The sequence below is a fragment of the Stenotrophomonas maltophilia group sp. vghtpe118 genome, from assembly GCF_052605195.1.
The window spans coordinates 2,096,229-2,112,263 of the sequence record NZ_CP199672.1 but is presented as its reverse complement, the minus strand read 5'-3'; the positions used below and the strand labels follow the sequence as shown (position 1 = coordinate 2,112,263).

Here is a 16,035-nt window from a genome sequence, read left to right as displayed (position 1 = left end):
GCAGGAAAGGGCTCTGACCCCATGCAGCCAGTCGAGCATGGCTCGACTCTACAAAAGCCGTCTCTGATCGTTGCCACGTCATCCACGCATGGCGTGGATCTACTGGTCAGTCCAACGCGATCCGCCGCCCTTCGCGCGCGCTGTCCATGCCGGCCTGCAGCAGCCGCATCAACTGCAATGCCTGCATCGGGCTGACCGTCGCTTCGCCGTCGCCGTGCATCGCCGCTGCGAACTGCGCATACAACCGACGATAGTCGCCGGGCAGGTTGTCGACGGTGCTGCGCAGAACATTGTCTTCTGCATCACAGCGCACCAGTTCGCCATGCCGGGGATCGATGCCCCAACCGGGCGCACCCGGCGCTACGCCGCGGCGCAGCTGGGCCTCCTGCACATCCAGGCCGTACTTGATCCAGCTGGCCTTGCTGCCATGCACGCTGAAGTGCGGGGCAGGGGCAGCCACCAGCGAACCGGCATGCACGATGGCGCGATGCCGCGGGTAGTGCAGTACGGCGTGGAAGTAGTCGATGCCGGCGCCACCTTGGCGCTGCACGGCCAGATCCGCATCGATGGCGTCGGGCCAGCCGAACAGCACCAGCATCTGGTCCAGCAGGTGCGGGCCGAGGTCGTACCACAGGCCACTGCCTGGCCCGTCCTGTTCGCGCCAACGGTCGCAGACCTGCGGCCGGTAGCGGTCGAAATGCGCATGGCATTCGGCCACCTCGCCCAGCGTGCCTTCGGACAGCAGCGCCTGCAGCGTGAGGAAGTCGGCATCGAAGCGCCGGTTCTGGAACACGGTGGCGATGCGGCCGGCGTCGCGTGCTGCGGCCAGTACTGTTTCCGCTTCGGCCACATCCAGCGCAAAGGGTTTGTCGACCAGCACGTGCTTGCCGGCGGCCAGCGCGGCCATCGCCAGTGGCACGTGCTGTTCGTTCGGCGTGGCGATCACCACCGCATCCACCGCTGGATCGTCGAACACGTCCTGTGGCGTTGCACGCACGTGTACGTTGCTGAACGTGCGCAGCAACGTGTCGCGCTGCGAGCTGACGATGCTGTGCAGGACCAGGCCGGGCGTGTGCTGGATCAGAGGGGCATGGAAGACGCGGCCGGCGAGGCCGTAGCCGATCAGGGCCAGGTGCAGGTCGGGGCGCATGGCAGAGCTCCGGCTGGGGGGGAAGGGCAGGGTAAACGACGGATGCGGACAGCCCAAAACTGAACCGTTGCCGTTGGAAACGCTTCGATTCACGGCGGCATGACCGCGACGCCACGCCTGCTCTACGTGCGCTTGTCCAGACTGGCAGCACATCCCGAAGGAGAACGACACGATGAGCAATACCACTCGCACGCTGATTGCTTCTGCCCTGACGCTGGGCCTGGCACTGTCCTCCTCGGCCGCCTTCGCCAAGGACCCGGCCGCGAAGAGCCCGCCGGCCACCAGCGCACATCCGGCTACCCATGCGGATCGCCATGATTCCAACGAACCGGTGACCGACAGCTGGATCACCACCAAGGTGAAGGCGGACCTGCTGACCAGCAGCAACGTCCCCGGCACCGAGATCAAGGTGGAAACGGTGAACGGCGTGGTCAGCCTGAGCGGCACCGTGGCCACCCAGGCCGAGAAGGACAAGGCGGTCACCACCGCCAAGGGCATCAAGGGCGTGACCCGCGTCGATGCCGCCGCATTGAAGGTCAGCGCTGCCGCCAAGCGCTGAACCGGTTGGGCGCCCCCGCGTGGGGCGCCCGGTGACCTGTAGAGCCGAGCCACGCTCGGCTGGAACTCCAAGGCAGCCGAGCATGGGCTTGGCCCTACAGGTCGGATTGCCAACCCGTTCAGCCGACCGCGCTGGAAATTCCAGAGTTGTGACCGCCTGCGCTATATTGCCGGTTCCGCCGCAACCGGGTTCGGCCCGGCCAATGCGTCGCGGCAGAGCTGAAGAGGAACTATGGCGCTGGTTTTCAGTGACGACATCTGGGACCGCTGGCGGTTGCCGGCCTTGGCGCTGGCCGCCGCCGCGATCATCGTGGTGCCGTGGTTGACCCTGCGTAAACTGCAGCAGGACAGCGAACAAGCGATGGCCTGGGTCAACCACACCCAGGCCGTGGGCGTGGCACTGCAGCAACTGCAGGCCGATGTGCGCGACGTTGAATCGGCCGCGTTGACCCTGTCCAAGGGCGTGGATGCCCCCGGCCTGCGCGAGCGCATGGCCCGCGCCGATGAAATTCCCGGGCGCCTGGCCGAACTGGGCCGGATGACCCGCGACAATCCCGACCAGCTGATCCGCATCGGTCGGATCGAATCGATGCTGGAAGGCCGCATGAAACTCGCCCGCGAGCTGGCCAGGTCCGAGCCGAACAGCGACCAGCGCGAGCTGGTGCAGGACCTGAGTACGCGCTATCCCATCCGCGGGCTGGTGGAAGAACTGCAGGCCAGCGAGCAGAAGCTGCTGGCGCTGCGCGCCGAGCAGGCGGCGCGCCAACGCAAGCAGACCGAACTGGTGTCGTGGAGTTCGCTGGTGATCCAGCTGGCGCTGCTCGGCCTGGTGCTGTGGCTGCTGCAGCGGCAGATCGGCCGTCGCCTGCATGCGGAGCGGCAATCGCTGCGCTCGGCTGCACGTGCGGCGTCGGTGCTGCAGACCGTGCGCGAACCGATCGTGCTGCTCGACCGCGACCTGCGCGTGCAGCTGCACAATCCAGCATTCGCTGAGCTGTACGGCCTGCAGGACGAGCGTGCCGACGGCCTGCTGCTGGAAAACGTTGGCGACAATGCATGGCAGGACCCGGTGGTCCGGCAGCGCCTGGCCGACGTACTGTCGCGCGGTCGCGAACTGTGGGACTTCGAGCACGAGCAGCGCACCGCTGACGGCGTGGTGCGCTACATGCTGCTCAACGCGCGGCGCATGCCGCTGCCCGACAGCGATGACGAGGTAGTGCTGCTGACCATCAGCGACGTCACCATGCAGCGCGCAGTGCAGCTGCGCGTGGAAGAGCTGAACCGCCAGCTGGAAGGCAAGGTTGCGCAGGTATCCGAGGTCAACCGCGAGCTGGAGGCCTTCAGCTATTCGGTCTCGCATGACCTGCGTGCACCGCTGCGCCACGTGGCCGGATTCTCCGACAAGCTGTCGCGCCACCTCGGCGATCAGGCCGATGACAAGAGCCGCCACTATCTGGACGTGATTTCCAGTTCGGCCCGGCGCATGGCAGCGTTGATCGACGACCTGCTGGTCTACTCGCGCCTTGGCCGTGCGGCGATGCGGCAGCAGGCGGTGGACATGCAGTCGCTGGTGGCCGACACCCGGGCCATGCTCGATTCCAACCTGCAGGCCGAGGCCGAGAACAGCGGCCATGTGCACCAGGTGGAGTGGAACATCGCGCCGCTGCCGATCGTGGTGGGCGACGAAAACATGATCCGCCAGGTCTGGCTCAACCTGCTCGGCAACGCAGTGAAGTACTCGGGCAACCGCGAGCCGGCGAAGATCCGCGTTGACTACCAGCAGCAGCCCGACGGCGGCCATCAGTTCACGGTCAGCGACAATGGTGCAGGCTTTGACATGGCCTACGCCGGCAAGCTGTTCGGTGTGTTCCAGCGCCTGCACAAGGCCAGCGACTATCCGGGGACCGGCATCGGCCTGGCCAGCGTGCGCCGCGTGCTGACCCGCCATGGTGGCCGTATCTGGGCCGAGGCCGAACCGGACGTCGGCGCTGCTTTCCACTTCTACCTGCCCCCCGCGACCGACGCGGACAAACAAGGTCCCTCTGCATGACGACTCTGCGCACCATTCTTCTCGCCGAAGACAGCCCGGCGGATGCCGAAATGGCGATCGACGCCCTGGAAGAAGCGCGTCTGGCCAATCCCATCGTGCACGTCGAGGACGGCGTGGAAGTGATGGACTACCTGCTGCGCCGCGGTGCCTTCGCCAACCGCGAGGAAGGCTTGCCGGCGGTGCTGCTGCTGGACATCAAGATGCCGCGCATGGATGGCCTGGAAGTGCTGCGGCAGATCCGCGAGCACGAAGAACTCAAGCGCCTGCCGGTGGTGATCCTGTCGTCCTCGCGCGAGGAAAGTGACCTGGCCCGCAGCTGGGACATGGGCGTGAACGCCTACGTGGTCAAGCCGGTGGACGTGGACCAGTTCTTCGGCGCGGTGCAGACCCTGGGCAAGTTCTGGGCATTGATCAACCAGGCACCGGAACTCGAGTGAGCCCATGCCCCTGACCGGTCCCGCCCTGGGGGCGCTGCGCATCCTGCTGGTGGAAGACTCAGCGGAAGATGCCGAGCTGATGTCCGAACAGATGCTCGACGCGGGCCTGGAGGCCCGCTTCGAGCGTGTGGAGAGCGAGGCGGAACTGCGCCAGGCACTGGCTGTGTTCCAGCCGGACATCGTGCTGTCCGACCTGAGCATGCCGGGGTTCTCCGGTGACGACGCGCTGCGCATCGTGCGCGAGACCTCGCCGGAGGTGCCCTTCATCTTCGTCTCCGGCACGATGGGTGAGGAGAATGCGGTGGCGGCGCTGCAGAAGGGCGCCAACGACTACATCATCAAGCACCAGCCTGCGCGCCTGCCTTCGGCGGTCGCGCGTGCGATCCGCGATGCACGCAGTGCTGTCGAGCGCGCACGCGTGGAAACCGAACTGATGCGTGCGCAGCGGCTGGAAAGCCTGTCTCTGCTTGCCGCCGGGCTCAGCCACGACCTGCGCAACATCCTGCAGCCGTTGCTGATCATGCCGGACCTGCTGAAGGCCCGCACCGAGGATCCGCAGCTGCACCACCTGGCCGACGTCATCGCCGAGTGTGGCCGCCGCGGCCATGAGATGGCCGAGTCGATGCTGTCGTTCGTGCGTGGTTCGCGCAAGCCGAGCGAGCGCATCGAGATCGATGGCCTGTTCGATGCGGTGGCGCTGCTGTTGCGCAGCAACGTGCCCGATGCCGTGCGCCTGGAACTGCAGGTGCTGGACGAAGGCCTGGTAGTCGACGCCAACTACACCGAACTGCAGCAGGTAATGCTGAACCTGGCGCTCAACGCGATCCAGGCGATGCCCAACGGTGGCCGCCTGAGCCTGACCGCCAGCCATGCCGGCCAGCGCGATGGCGTGGACTGGATGCAGATCTGCGTGTCCGACGAAGGCATCGGCATGGATGCGGACACGCTGTCGCACCTGTTCAATCCGTTCTTCACCACCAAGGCCGATGGCACCGGCCTGGGCCTGATTTCCTGCAAGCGCATCGTCGAAGGCGCCGGCGGCAGCATCCATGTCAGCAGCCAACCAGGGCAGGGCACCTGCTTCGAGCTGCGCTTGCCGATGCACGAAGCCAGCGACGGCAGCGAGCCGATCGAGCAGCTGGTGGCCCTGGGCAGTGGCCAGTCGATCCTGGTGGTCGACGGCGAAGCCACGCGCCTGTCGCTGCTCGGCAACGCGCTGTCCAGCCAGGGGTATCAGCTGCAGCTGGCCTCCGATGGCCCGGCGGCGCTGCGCTGGATGCAGCAGGAGGCGATGCCGGCGCTGGTGATTGCAGACGCCGGCTCAAAGCTGCTGCCGGCCAGCCAGCTGCTGGGCGAGATGGCTGCGCTGGGCTATCGCGGCCCGGCGCTGGTGCTGGAGGACGCGGCGGTGGCGGTGCCTGCCGATGCATTCCCGGCCGGCGTGGACGTCCATGTACTGCGCAAGCCGCTGCAGATGCAGCAGGTGTTCCGGGCAGTGGCCGAGGCGCTGGGCTGATGCCGCTGGGGTTCTGTGGAGCCGAGCCTATGCTCGGCTGCTGTTCGCATTGACCTCGACAGCCGAGCATGGGCTCGGCTCTACAGGGCGGTTTCCCAGGGGAACCGCGGCAGCGCGTCCACCGCCTGTTCCAGCCGCCGCGACCAGTTCTGGTGGATGTCGGCATACAGCGTGGAATCCGCGCCCAGCCGCAGCTGCTGGCCGATGCGCAGTTCACCGTCGCGCAGCAGCGCCAGGTCGATCGGCAGGCCTACCGACAGGTTGGAACGGATGGTGGAGTCCAACGAGACGATCGCCGTGCGGGCAGCATCCTCCAGGCGCGTGGCGGGGCTGAGGATGCGGTCGAGGATCGGCTTGCCGTACTTGGATTCACCGATCTGCAGGTAGGGCGTCTCCGGCGAGGCGGCTATGGCGTTGCCGAGCGGGTAGATCATGTACAGCCCGGGCCGCTCGCCGGCGATCTGGCCGCCGAAGATCAGCGTGGCCTGGGTGTTGACCCCGTCATGGCCGTGTTCGCTGTGGCTGCTGTGCACCTGGCTGTCCACCAGCAGCTGCCCCACATACGCGGCGGCTTCGAACAGGTGGGTCATGTCGCGCAGGTTGGGCACGCGCCGCTCTGCGGCGTCGCGGCCCAGGCGCGACACCAGCAGCTGGGTGGTGGCCAGGTTGCCAGCCGCCATCAGCACGTAGGCTGCCTGGCCGGGATATTCGAACACGTGCAGCTTGCGATGCACGCGTACATCGTCCAGCGAGGCATTGGTCCGGGTGTCGGCAGCGAAGACCAGGCCCTCGTCCACCTCGATTCCAACGCAATAGGTCATGTCGGTGCCCTATCATGTGCGTCCCGGATTGTAGGCAGGCCGCCGTGACGACGGCATGTCCACGCCCCCCTCGCTGCCACCTGAACCGCATGACGACCGTGCTCCTGAGCCTGGGCAGCAATGTCCAGCCCCGCCGCTACCTCCACGCCGCGGTGGCGGCCCTGCGCGAGCGCTTCGGCGCGCTGCAGGTCTCGCCGGCCTACCGTACCGCCGCGGTCGGCTTCGACGGCCCGGCCTTCCTCAACAACGCGGTGGCGATCGAGACGGACTTGCCGCTGCAGGAACTGGACGACTGGCTGCATGCGCTGGAGGACGCGCACGGCCGCGACCGTAGTGGGCCGCGCTTCTCCGACCGGACCCTGGATATCGATGTGGTGTTCTACGGCGACCTGGTGGTGGAAGGTCCCGGCCACCTGCGCATTCCCCGTCCCGAACTGAAGCATGCCTTCGTGCTGAAGCCGCTGGCCGATATCGCGCCCGACTTCATCGATCCGGTCAGCGGGCTGGGCCTGGCCACGCTGTGGCGCGCGCACGCGCAGTTTGGCGAGGCGTTCGAGGTGGTTGACCTGGATTGATGGAGGTTGCCGGCAGCGGCCGGCATGACCGGTAGCGCCGGCCGCTGGCCGGCAACCTCTCAGCTGACCGTGCGCCCGCCATCCACGCGCAGCGTGTGGCCGGTGACGAAGCTGGCTTCGGCCACCAGCCAGTACACCGCTTCGGCGATCTCCTCGACCGTACCGATCCGCGCCAAAGGCGTGCGCGCCAGCAGGGCCTCGCGGGCGAAATCGTCCTTGCCCTGTTCCGGCCACAGGATCGCGCCGGGCGCCACCGCATTGACCCGCACCTTGGGCGCCAGCTCCAGCGCCAGCGAGCGGGTGGCCATCTCCAGCGCGGCCTTGGCCATCGTGTAGGCGATGTGGTCGCGCATCGGGTCGGTGCCGTGCAGGTCGGTCAGGTTGACGATGCAGCCCTGCTGGCGGCGCAGGTAGGGCGCGGCTGCCTGTGACAACAGCAGTGGCGCGCGCGCATTGACCGCATACAGCTCGTCCATCGCCTCGGCGGTCACCTGGCCGAGCGGGGTGGCATAGAAGTTGGAGGCGTTGTTGACCAGCGCGTCCAGGCGGCCGAAGTGGGTAACGGCCTGTTCCACCAGGTCGGGCAGGGCGTCGGCGTCACGCAGGTCGGCCTGCAGCGCAAGCACGCTGCCCGGCCGCACATTGTCGAAATCGAACGCGGCCTGCTGCAGTTCGGCGCTGGAGGTGTTGGCATGCAGTACCACCGACCAGCCACAGGCGTGGAACTGGCGGGCGATGGCCGCACCGATCCGGCGCGCGCTGCCGGTGATCAGGACCACGGGGTGGGTATCGCTCATCGAGGGTCCTCCAAGGCTCGGCTATCCTGTGCACCATTGTCACCGCATTCGAAGACGCCATGCAGCCCACCTTCCCCCTGCCCGAAGCCGATGCCCTGGCCCACAGCGACCAGCTGGCGGCCGCCCTGCGCGCCGAAATCCTTGCGCAGGGCGGGGCGATGCCGTTCTCGCGCTTCATGGAGCTGTGCCTGTACACCCCAGGCTGGGGCTACTACAGCGCCGGCGCCAGCAAGTTCGGAGGCAGCGGCGACTTCACCACCGCACCCGAGCTCGGCAGCCTGTTCGCCGGCAGCGTGGCCAATGCGCTGGCGCCAGTGTTCGCCCAGCTGGGCGCGCAGGCCCGCATGCTGGAACTGGGCGGCGGTACCGGCGCCTTCGCCGAGGCCGTGCTGCTGCGCCTGGCCGAACTGGACGCGCTGCCATCGCGCTACGCCATCCTCGAACCCAGCGCCGACCTGCGCGAGCGCCAGCAGCAGCGCCTGCAGCAGAACCTGCCGGCCGAGTTGGCCGCGCGCGTGGGCTGGATCGACCGCCCGTTCGAGGAGGACTGGGAGGGCGTGGTGTTCGCCAACGAGGTGATCGACGCGCTGCCGACCCCGCGTTTCCTGATCCGGGACGGCGAGGTCTATGAGGAAACCGTCGAGCTTGATGGCGAAGGCAACTTCATCCGTGGCGCGCAGCCGGCTGACATCCTGCTCAACGGTGCGGTGCGCCACATCGAGCGCTACCTGGAAAAGCCCTTTGCCGACGGTTACCGCTCCGAGGTGCTGCCGCAGCTGCCGTACTGGCTGCAGGCAGTGGCTGGCGGCCTGCAGCGTGGTGCGATGCTGTTTGTCGATTACGGTTACAGCCGCAGCGAGTTCTACCAGCACGACCGCGACGATGGCACGGTCCGCGCGTTCTACCGCCACCACGTGCACAACGACGTGCATCGTTGGCCCGGCCTGCAGGACATCACCGCGTCGGTGGATTTCACCGCGATGGCCGAGGCGGGCATGCACGGTGGTTTCGAATTGGCGGGGTACTGCAGCCAGGCCAGTTTCCTGCTCGGCAACGGCCTGGACCAGGTGCTGCTGCTGGCCGAAGAGCGTACGGATGAGGTCGGCCGCATCCAGCTGCGTGACCAGGTGAAGAAGCTGACCCTGCCGACCGAGATGGGCGAGCGCTTCCAGGCCATCGGCCTGCAGCGTGGTGTCGATTTCGAGCCGGCGTTCGAACTGGGCGACCTGAGCTGGCGCCTGTGAGCAATGCGTTGCCGCTGATCAAGCCGCTGCGGCGGCCGCGGCTGTGGACCGCGCTTTGGACATTGGCGGTGTTGCTGGTGATCGTGGTCTGCCTGATCCCACCACCGCCGATCCCGCTGCCGGAAAACAGCGACAAGGGCGAGCACTTCCTCGCCTACTTCCTCCTGGCCGGCAGCGCGGTGCAGCTGTTCCGGCCGGGGCGCCCGCTGCTGTGGGTGGGCGTGGGGCTGGTGCTGATGGGCGTCGGCATCGAGTTCGCGCAGGGTACGCTGACCAGCAACCGCACTGCTGACCCGATGGATGCGCTGGCCAACACGATCGGCGTGCTGGCCGGCATGGCCACGGCACTGACCCCGTTGCGCGATCTGCTGATGCGCTGGCGGGGCTGAGGTTCCTGTAGCGCCGAGTCCGTGCTCGGCTCCCTCCCGAAAGGCAGCCGAGCATGGGCTCGGCTGTACAGTAGATCCACGCCATGCGTGGATGGATTGCGCCAGGACAGGCTTGCGGTTACTTCTTCAGCGTGACCTCATCCAGCACCCACATCGCCGGGCGCGTATCGCCGGTGAAGTTGATGCACAGGTCACCCGTGCCCTGCGTGCCCTTCGGCAGCGCCGCACGCAGGGTCACGAAGCCATCGGCATCGGGCGTGGCCGGCAGCGGTACCTGAGCCAGCACCTTGCCCGTGCAATCACCGCGGCGGATCAGCATTTCGCCGTGTGCGCTCCGGGCCTTTTCGAAGCGACGCTTGGGTTCATCGTGGGCCAGCTGGAAGTAGTACGGAATGCGGCCCGCGCGGACCTCCACGCTGCCGATGCCGTCCAGCTGCGCCTGCGGCCAGCGCCAGCATGGCTGGAAGATGTCGACGTTGAACACCGCACGCGTTCCCTCGCGCGGGCCGTCGTCTTCCAGGCGCAGCACCAGCCCCTTCTTGCCCACACAGCTGAGCAGCGCATCGCTGCGGCGGCTGAGCAGCGACTGCGCGGTGAACGTGGCGATGGTCGGCTTCGCGGCCAGCATCTGGCCCTGGTAGAACGCGGCGGCCTGCACGGTGGTCGGCAGCGTCGCGGTCAGCGGCTGCTGGTACAACGGCGACTGCGCGGTCACCGGCTGGCCATCGGTGCTGTAGCGCACTTCATAGCCCAGCGGGTTGGCCAGCGATAGGGTCACGGAGTTTTTCGCGCGATCATCGGTGTAGTCCACGCCCACTTCGAACGGGGTCTGCGCGTAGGCCAGGCCCCAGGCACGGTAGCGCTGCAGCTGCGCGGGCAGGCGCGCGAGGAAATCGCGGAAGTCGCGATGTTCCGGCGTACTCCAGCCGGTCTCGGCCACGGCGGCCAGGCGCGGGAACAGGTTGTGCTGCAGGCGCGCGTAGGTGCGCGTGTGCTCGGTAAACATGTTGGCCTGCAGGCCGAGAATGTGCTGGCGCTTGTCGGCCGCCAGCTCGGCCGGCACCGGCTCGAAGTTGTACAGCTTGCCGAGGTTGACCTGGGCCGGGCGGCCCGGCGGTTCATTCGGCGAGGCCGTCTGCAGGTAATCCAGGTACAGGTACCCCACCGGCGACATGACCACGTCATGGCCGGCACTGGCTGCAGCCAGGCCACCTTCGGTGCCCTGCCACGACATCACCGTGGCCTGCGGTGGTAGGCCGCCTTCGAGGATTTCGTCCCAGCCGATCAGGCGCCGGTCGTGCTGCTCCAGGAAGGTCTCCAGGCGCTTGATGATGTGGCTCTGCATGGCCATTTCATCCTTGATGCCCAGCGCACGCATGCGCTGCTGCACCTGTTTCGAGGCTTCCCACTGGTCCTTGACTGCTTCGTCGCCGCCGACGTGGACGTACTTCGCAGGGAACAGCGCGATCACTTCTTCCAGTACGTTCTCGAGGAAGGTGACGGTGCTGTCTTCCACGTTGAACAGGTTCGGGAACACGCCCCATTCGCTGATCGGCTTCAGCGGGGTGTTGATTGAACCCAATTCCGGGTACGCGGCGATCGCCGCGGTGGCATGGCCGGGCACGTCGATTTCTGGAATCACCTGGATATGCAGCCTGGCGGCATAGGCGATCACTTCGCGGATCTGCTCCTGCGTGTAGAAGCCGCAGTACGGATGCTCCTTGCCACTGGCCGGATCGATGCCACCGTCGCCGGCCGGCAGGCGGCAGCTGCCCACCTCGGTCAGCTTCGGGTAGCGCTTGATCTCCATGCGCCAGCCCTGGTCATCGGTGAGGTGCCAATGGAAGGTATTGAGCTTGTGCGCGGCCATGGCATCGAGCACGCGCTTGATCTCGTCCAGGCTCTGGAAATGCCGCGCCGAGTCGAGCATGAAACCGCGCCAGCCGAAGCGCGGCGCGTCCTGGATCTGCACCGCCGGCAGCACGCCGTTGCTGCCACCCGTGACCAGCTGGGCAAGCGTGGTTGCGCCGTAGAACAGGCCGGTTTCGTTGCCGGCCTGCACCAGTACGCCCTGCGCGGTGCTTTCCAGCGTGTAGCTCTCACCGCTGTCGCGGAAGGTCGGAACGATCTGGAAGCGGATGCTGCCCGACGTGCCTGCCGCCTTGCCCTTGGCCGGTATGAGTCGCGGACCGCCACTGCGGGCCAGCAGGTCGGCGAACTGGGTGGCGACGCGCTGCGCGGCTTCGCCTTCGGCGTGCAGCGCGGTATCGGCGCGTACGGTGATGCCGCTGCCCTGGCCGTGCTGCACGGTAGCGGGCGCGGGAATCAGCATCAGGCTGCCGGCACGCAGCTGCGGACCCGGTGCTTCAGCGGCCGGCGTGGGATCGGCGGCGAGTGCGGGCAGTGCCGGCAACAGGGCGAGCAGGCTGCCCAGCAGCACTGCGCTGCGCATCCGGGCGCGGGAAGGCTTGACCATCGGAACGACTCCTTGGAACGGTGCGATGAACGCTATACATGAAAAACGCCGGGCCCGGAATGACCCAGGCCCGGCGTGCGTGCACGACTCGGCGATGTTGCTGCCGCTGGATCAGTACTTGAAGCGGAAGTTGAGGTAGTACTGGCGACCGTTGCTGTAGAACGAGGTCGGGATGGCCGCGGTCTGGTAGTACTTGTAGGTCGGGTTGTTGAGGTTCAGGCCATCCAGGCTGATGCTCAGCCAATCGGTGGCCTTGTAGCTCAGCGATGCCGACAGCGTGCCGAAATCATCCTGATAATACGGGTTGGTGCCCGACAGGCTGATCAGGAACGAGGAACGGCGGGTGTAGCTGACCCGGGCGCCAAAACGCTCGTTCTCGAAGTAGGCACCCACGTTGTAGGTGTTCTTCGAGGTGCCCAGCAGGTTGTGCGAACCATCCGACCAGGTGTGCGAGGTGGTGCCGTTGGCGTAGGTGTAGTTGGCGTTGATGCCGAAGTACTCGCCGATCGGCTGCTCGTAGGCCACTTCCACGCCGGTGACCTTGCCGTCGGCATTGATCGGGGTGGAGATCTGGTAGGTCTCAAGCTGGTTGGTCAGTTCGCTGTAGAGCTGGCGCGAGACCACGTCGAAGGCGATGTAGTCCTTCAGCTTCATGTGGTACGCACCCACCGACAGCAGGCCGCGCGGCATGAAGTACCACTCCAGGTTGGCATCCAGGTTGGTCGACAGGGTCGGCTTGAGGTTCGGATTGCCGCCGCCGCCGGTGCGGTTCAGGTCCGAGCCGTACGAGGACGCGCCCAGTGCCGAGTAGTCCGGCAGGGTCTGGGTCTGCGAGGCGGCGACACGCAGCACCAGCGAGTCGTCCAGGTCGAACTTGATGTTGGCGCTGGGCAGGACACGGTTGCGCTTGTTCTGGAAGGCCAGGCGCTCCCACATGCCGAACAGGCTGCTGACATCGGCATCTGCGGCCTTGCTGACGGCGTTGTAGGTGTCGATGTCCTGCTTGATGTTGACGTAGCGCAGGCCGACGTTGCCGCTCCACCAGTCGCCGCGGAAGTTGGCCTGCACGTAGCCGGCGAAGTTCTTTTCCTTCACCTTCCACTCGGCGCCATAGTTGTGGCGACCGGTCGGGCCGTCATTGCCGGCCAGCCAGGTGGAGTTGTTGGTCACCGCGTCCTTCAGCGCGCCCGGGGTGAAGTACCACAGGTTGCGCGGGAAAGTGCCGCCGATGTCACCGGCAAAGCCGCTGGGATAGTTGGCCGTGGCACCGTTCTTCAGCGCGCTCCAGATGTCACCCGGGGTTGCACCTTCCGGCGACAGCGCTTCGCGCTTGTGGTCGGCGAAACGCAGGCCGAAGTCGATCGAGCTCAGTACGCCGCCATCATTGAAGTACTGGTTGAAGTCGAGCGTGGCCCACTTCTCCTTGTCTTCAGCGGTGACCTGCTGGTTGCCCCAGGTGCCGAAGCTGGTCACGCCGTTGGGCGAGAGGTCGCCGCCGACGTTCCAGTCGATCGGCGAGCCATTGCCGTGGGTGGCCCAGCTGGCGCCGCCGCCGTTGGCGAGGGTGACCTCGGCGATGTACTGGCGCGGCGTCTCGCCGGTGCCCTTGGTGCTGCCGGCCTGGAACGTGGCGGTCAGGCTGTCGCTGATCTGCCAGTCGGCATCGAAGGTGACATAGCTCGACTTGGCCTTCGACTCGCGGTAGATCATGTCGTACACCGCATAGTCGGTGCCCGGCACGCCCCTGTAGGTGGCGTTGGTCAGCACGCCGTCCTTGACCACATAGCCCGGATCCGGCGCCTGCGACTTGGCGAAGCTGTTGCCGAACATCATGAAGTTGCGGTTGTAGTTGTTGGCCTTCAGCTCGGAGCTGAAACCATTCAGGCCCAGGGTGAGGCTGTCGCTCGGCTTGAACTGCAGCGAGACCAGGCCGCCCTTGCGTTCGCGGGTCTGTTCGAACAGGGTCGAACCCAGCAGGCCCGGCACGTTGACGCCGATCAGGTCCGGATTGGTCCTGGCGACCGGGTCGCCGGCGCCGATCTTGAAGAAGCCGCCCGGGATTTCCTGCGCTTCACGGCGCAGTTCGCGCTTCTGGCTGAAGCCCTGCACCATCACGCCGAAGGTGCCTTCGTCGTTCTTGTAATTGAACAATGCCGAGTACTGCGGATCGGTCGATTTGGCCAGGTCCGAACGCACCGCACCGATGGAGCCTTCCGCGGTGAACGGCTTGGAGAATTCCAGCGGCTTGCGGGTGATGATGTTGACGGTACCGGTGGTGCCGCCGTCCTGCAGCTTGGCCTGCGAGGACTTGTTCACTTCCACCGAGCTGACCAGTTCCGACGGCAGCAGCGAGTAGCTGACGCTGCGGCCGACGTTGTTGCCCTGGCTGAGCACGAACCAGTCGGCCGAGCCGACGGTGTGGCCGTTGATCAGGGTCTGGGTCAGGCTCGGGCTGGTGCCGCGCAGGCTGACACGGTCGGCTTCGTCGAAGCCACCTTCGTCGGCGCTGGACGAGCTGATGTTCACGCCCGGCAGGCGCTGCAGGGTATCGGCAACGTTGTGCGCGGGCAGCTTGCCCACGTCTTCGGCGGTGACCACTTCCACGCGCGCATTGGCTTCGCGCTTGGTGTCCAGCGACTTTTCCATCGAGCCACGGATGCCGGTAACGGTCACGGTGTCCAGATCGGTGGCGGTCGGGGCCGCCTGCTGCGCGTGCGCACTGAAGGCGATGCAGCTGACGATGGCGGCCGAAAGCAGGGTCTTGCGGGTGTTCATGATGTCTCTCCTCATCACTCGATTGGGTGCCGGCGGCGGTGTTCGGTTACGGTTGCGATGACATGCGCGGGGCGGCGGCGAAGTCCCGTGCGTTGGCGTGCCACGTACTGCGTGCTGCGATTGCGTTGAAGCCTGTTGCGGTGTCAGGCGGCCGATTGCTGCAGGTACCAGCTGGCAGCGCCGACCACGCCCAGCTGGCCGTGTTCGACGACCTTCACCGGGATGCGTGCCAGCGCTTCGCCCATCGGCCCCTTCTGCAGGTAGCGTTCGACGAAGGTGCTGGCGTGCAGGTATTCGCGGATCTGCGGCAGGATGCCGCCGGCCAGGTAGACGCCACCGTGGGCGCCGTAGAACAGCGCCATGTCGCCGATGGTGCTGCCGAGCAGGCCACAGAACACGTCCAGCGCCTGGCGCGCATGTGCATCGGTATCGGCCATGGCGGCGGCGGTGACTGCGTCGGGGCTTGCCAGGGTCGGCGCCTGCCCCTGCAGTGCACACACCGCACGGTACAGGTTCATCAGGCCGGGGCCGGAGATCGCATGCTCGATCGACACGTGCGCGCGGTCGCGCTGCATGTAGCGGACGATGGCCATTTCCAGTTCGGTGCTGGCCGCCAGGGTCGGCTGGCCGGCTTCGGTGGGCAGCACCACCGGGCCGTGCGCGGTGGGGATCCACAGCGCGGCGCCCAGACCGGTGCCGGGGCCGACCACCAGGGTCGGGCCACGCGCGGCGGTCTCCGGCCCGCACAGGTGCAGCACGCCGCTGGCGTCCACCTGCGCGGCGGCGTAGGCCACCGCTTCGAAATCGTTGACGATGTAGACCCGCTGCAGGCCGACGTCGGCCTCCACCTGGCGCGCCGACAGCGGCCACGGCAGGTTGGCGGTGATCACCGTGCCGTCTTCGCGGGCATAGCCGGCGCTGGCGACCACGCAATGCGTGGGCCGCGGGCCTTCGCCCAGGAAGTCGGACAGGATCGCGCTGAGGCCGGCATGGTCGGCATTGCGGTACTTGCGGTACTCCAGCACCTGCACCGGATGGGCGGCGTCACCGCTGGCCTGGACCCGGGCCACGCGCACATGGGTGCCACCGACGTCGGCGGCCAGGAACGAGGGCGCGACGCGGGACAGGACATGCGACGGGGCGGGGTGGCTGGCGGTCACGCGGGCTCCTGCTGCAGGTGGGCCGGCCCGGGGATCGGGGGCGGCGATTGGGGCGGAGTCTGTAACCGCGCTGACAACGATGTCAAC

General features: G+C 67.0%; 13 protein-coding genes. 7 read left to right on the top strand and 6 right to left on the bottom strand.

Annotated elements, in window-relative coordinates:
- Positions 1-106 precede the first annotated feature (106 nt).
- Positions 107-1,150, bottom strand: coding sequence for an oxidoreductase (locus ACUDTM_RS09660; protein WP_445391287.1), 1,044 nt, complete (start codon positions 1,148-1,150; stop codon positions 107-109).
- Positions 1,151-1,322: 172 nt separating this feature from the next.
- Here ACUDTM_RS09660 and ACUDTM_RS09655 point away from each other — a divergent pair, with 172 nt between their 5' ends.
- The 4 genes from ACUDTM_RS09655 to ACUDTM_RS09640 all read left to right on the top strand — a co-directional run bounded on the left by ACUDTM_RS09655 (position 1,323) and on the right by ACUDTM_RS09640 (position 5,711).
- The gene (locus ACUDTM_RS09655) at positions 1,323-1,709 is read left to right on the top strand and encodes a BON domain-containing protein (protein WP_072167181.1); all 387 of its coding nucleotides are present in this window, start codon (positions 1,323-1,325) and stop codon (positions 1,707-1,709) included.
- Between the two features lie 231 nt (positions 1,710-1,940).
- Positions 1,941-3,758: a sensor histidine kinase gene (locus ACUDTM_RS09650; protein WP_252744844.1), complete on the top strand. Its 1,818-nt coding sequence runs from the start codon at positions 1,941-1,943 to the stop codon at positions 3,756-3,758.
- On the top strand, positions 3,755-4,195 hold the full coding sequence (locus tag ACUDTM_RS09645) for a response regulator (protein WP_005411057.1): 441 nt from the start codon (positions 3,755-3,757) through the stop codon (positions 4,193-4,195). Before ACUDTM_RS09650 ends, ACUDTM_RS09645 begins: the two co-directional genes overlap by 4 nt.
- Before the next feature lie 4 nt (positions 4,196-4,199).
- Positions 4,200-5,711 carry an ATP-binding response regulator gene (locus tag ACUDTM_RS09640; RefSeq protein WP_088496527.1) on the top strand — a complete coding sequence of 504 codons (1,512 nt, stop codon included), beginning with the start codon at positions 4,200-4,202 and terminating at the stop codon, positions 5,709-5,711.
- Positions 5,712-5,791: 80 nt separating this feature from the next.
- On the opposite strand, the gene ACUDTM_RS09635 is transcribed toward ACUDTM_RS09640, so the two are convergent.
- Positions 5,792-6,532, bottom strand: a complete 741-nt coding sequence (locus ACUDTM_RS09635) for a 20S proteasome subunit A/B (protein WP_061479677.1) — start codon at positions 6,530-6,532, stop codon at positions 5,792-5,794.
- Between the two features lie 89 nt (positions 6,533-6,621).
- Here ACUDTM_RS09635 and folK point away from each other — a divergent pair, with 89 nt between their 5' ends.
- Positions 6,622-7,107: a 2-amino-4-hydroxy-6-hydroxymethyldihydropteridine diphosphokinase gene (gene folK, locus ACUDTM_RS09630; protein ID WP_088496526.1), complete on the top strand. Its 486-nt coding sequence runs from the start codon at positions 6,622-6,624 to the stop codon at positions 7,105-7,107.
- A gap of 59 nt (positions 7,108-7,166) precedes the next feature.
- Here the strand turns inward: folK and ACUDTM_RS09625 are convergent, their stop codons facing one another.
- Positions 7,167-7,904, bottom strand: a complete 738-nt coding sequence (locus ACUDTM_RS09625; RefSeq protein WP_005419347.1) for a pteridine reductase — start codon at positions 7,902-7,904, stop codon at positions 7,167-7,169.
- Positions 7,905-7,963: 59 nt separating this feature from the next.
- Between ACUDTM_RS09625 and ACUDTM_RS09620 the strand changes: the two genes are divergently transcribed.
- Positions 7,964-9,148 carry a class I SAM-dependent methyltransferase gene (locus ACUDTM_RS09620; protein ID WP_065178045.1) on the top strand — a complete coding sequence of 395 codons (1,185 nt, stop codon included), beginning with the start codon at positions 7,964-7,966 and terminating at the stop codon, positions 9,146-9,148.
- Positions 9,145-9,537: a hypothetical protein gene (locus ACUDTM_RS09615; RefSeq protein ID WP_072167177.1), complete on the top strand. Its 393-nt coding sequence runs from the start codon at positions 9,145-9,147 to the stop codon at positions 9,535-9,537. The genes ACUDTM_RS09620 and ACUDTM_RS09615 overlap by 4 nt, the downstream gene beginning before the upstream one ends.
- A 118-nt stretch (positions 9,538-9,655) precedes the next feature.
- Here ACUDTM_RS09615 and ACUDTM_RS09610 read toward each other — a convergent pair whose 3' ends face one another.
- The 3 genes from ACUDTM_RS09610 to ACUDTM_RS09600 all read right to left on the bottom strand — a co-directional run bounded on the left by ACUDTM_RS09610 (position 9,656) and on the right by ACUDTM_RS09600 (position 15,948).
- Positions 9,656-12,013 (bottom strand): family 20 glycosylhydrolase, encoded by a 2,358-nt coding sequence (locus tag ACUDTM_RS09610; RefSeq protein ID WP_445391286.1) that lies wholly within the window; start codon positions 12,011-12,013, stop codon positions 9,656-9,658.
- A gap of 111 nt (positions 12,014-12,124) precedes the next feature.
- On the bottom strand, positions 12,125-14,788 hold the full coding sequence (locus ACUDTM_RS09605) for a TonB-dependent receptor (protein WP_088496524.1): 2,664 nt from the start codon (positions 14,786-14,788) through the stop codon (positions 12,125-12,127).
- 143 nt (positions 14,789-14,931) lie between these two features.
- Positions 14,932-15,948 (bottom strand): glucokinase family protein, encoded by a 1,017-nt coding sequence (locus ACUDTM_RS09600; protein WP_088496523.1) that lies wholly within the window; start codon positions 15,946-15,948, stop codon positions 14,932-14,934.
- Between the last annotated feature and the right edge of the window lie 87 nt (positions 15,949-16,035).

What these genes read in the sequence shown, in the direction of transcription:
- ACUDTM_RS09650 (WP_252744844.1), top strand. Translation starts at nt 1,941, where the DNA reads ATGGCGCTGGTTTTCAGTGACGACATCTGGGACCGCTGGCGGTTGCCG.
- ACUDTM_RS09645 (WP_005411057.1), top strand. Translation starts at nt 3,755, where the DNA reads ATGACGACTCTGCGCACCATTCTTCTCGCCGAAGACAGCCCGGCGGAT.
- ACUDTM_RS09620 (WP_065178045.1), top strand. Translation starts at nt 7,964, where the DNA reads ATGCAGCCCACCTTCCCCCTGCCCGAAGCCGATGCCCTGGCCCACAGC.
- ACUDTM_RS09625 (WP_005419347.1), bottom strand. Translation starts at nt 7,904, where the DNA reads ATGAGCGATACCCACCCCGTGGTCCTGATCACCGGCAGCGCGCGCCGG.
- ACUDTM_RS09610 (WP_445391286.1), bottom strand. Translation starts at nt 12,013, where the DNA reads ATGGTCAAGCCTTCCCGCGCCCGGATGCGCAGCGCAGTGCTGCTGGGC.
- ACUDTM_RS09640 (WP_088496527.1), top strand. Translation starts at nt 4,200, where the DNA reads ATGCCCCTGACCGGTCCCGCCCTGGGGGCGCTGCGCATCCTGCTGGTG.
- ACUDTM_RS09655 (WP_072167181.1), top strand. Translation starts at nt 1,323, where the DNA reads ATGAGCAATACCACTCGCACGCTGATTGCTTCTGCCCTGACGCTGGGC.
- folK (WP_088496526.1), top strand. Translation starts at nt 6,622, where the DNA reads ATGACGACCGTGCTCCTGAGCCTGGGCAGCAATGTCCAGCCCCGCCGC.
- ACUDTM_RS09635 (WP_061479677.1), bottom strand. Translation starts at nt 6,532, where the DNA reads ATGACCTATTGCGTTGGAATCGAGGTGGACGAGGGCCTGGTCTTCGCT.
- ACUDTM_RS09660 (WP_445391287.1), bottom strand. Translation starts at nt 1,150, where the DNA reads ATGCGCCCCGACCTGCACCTGGCCCTGATCGGCTACGGCCTCGCCGGC.
- ACUDTM_RS09605 (WP_088496524.1), bottom strand. Translation starts at nt 14,788, where the DNA reads ATGAACACCCGCAAGACCCTGCTTTCGGCCGCCATCGTCAGCTGCATC.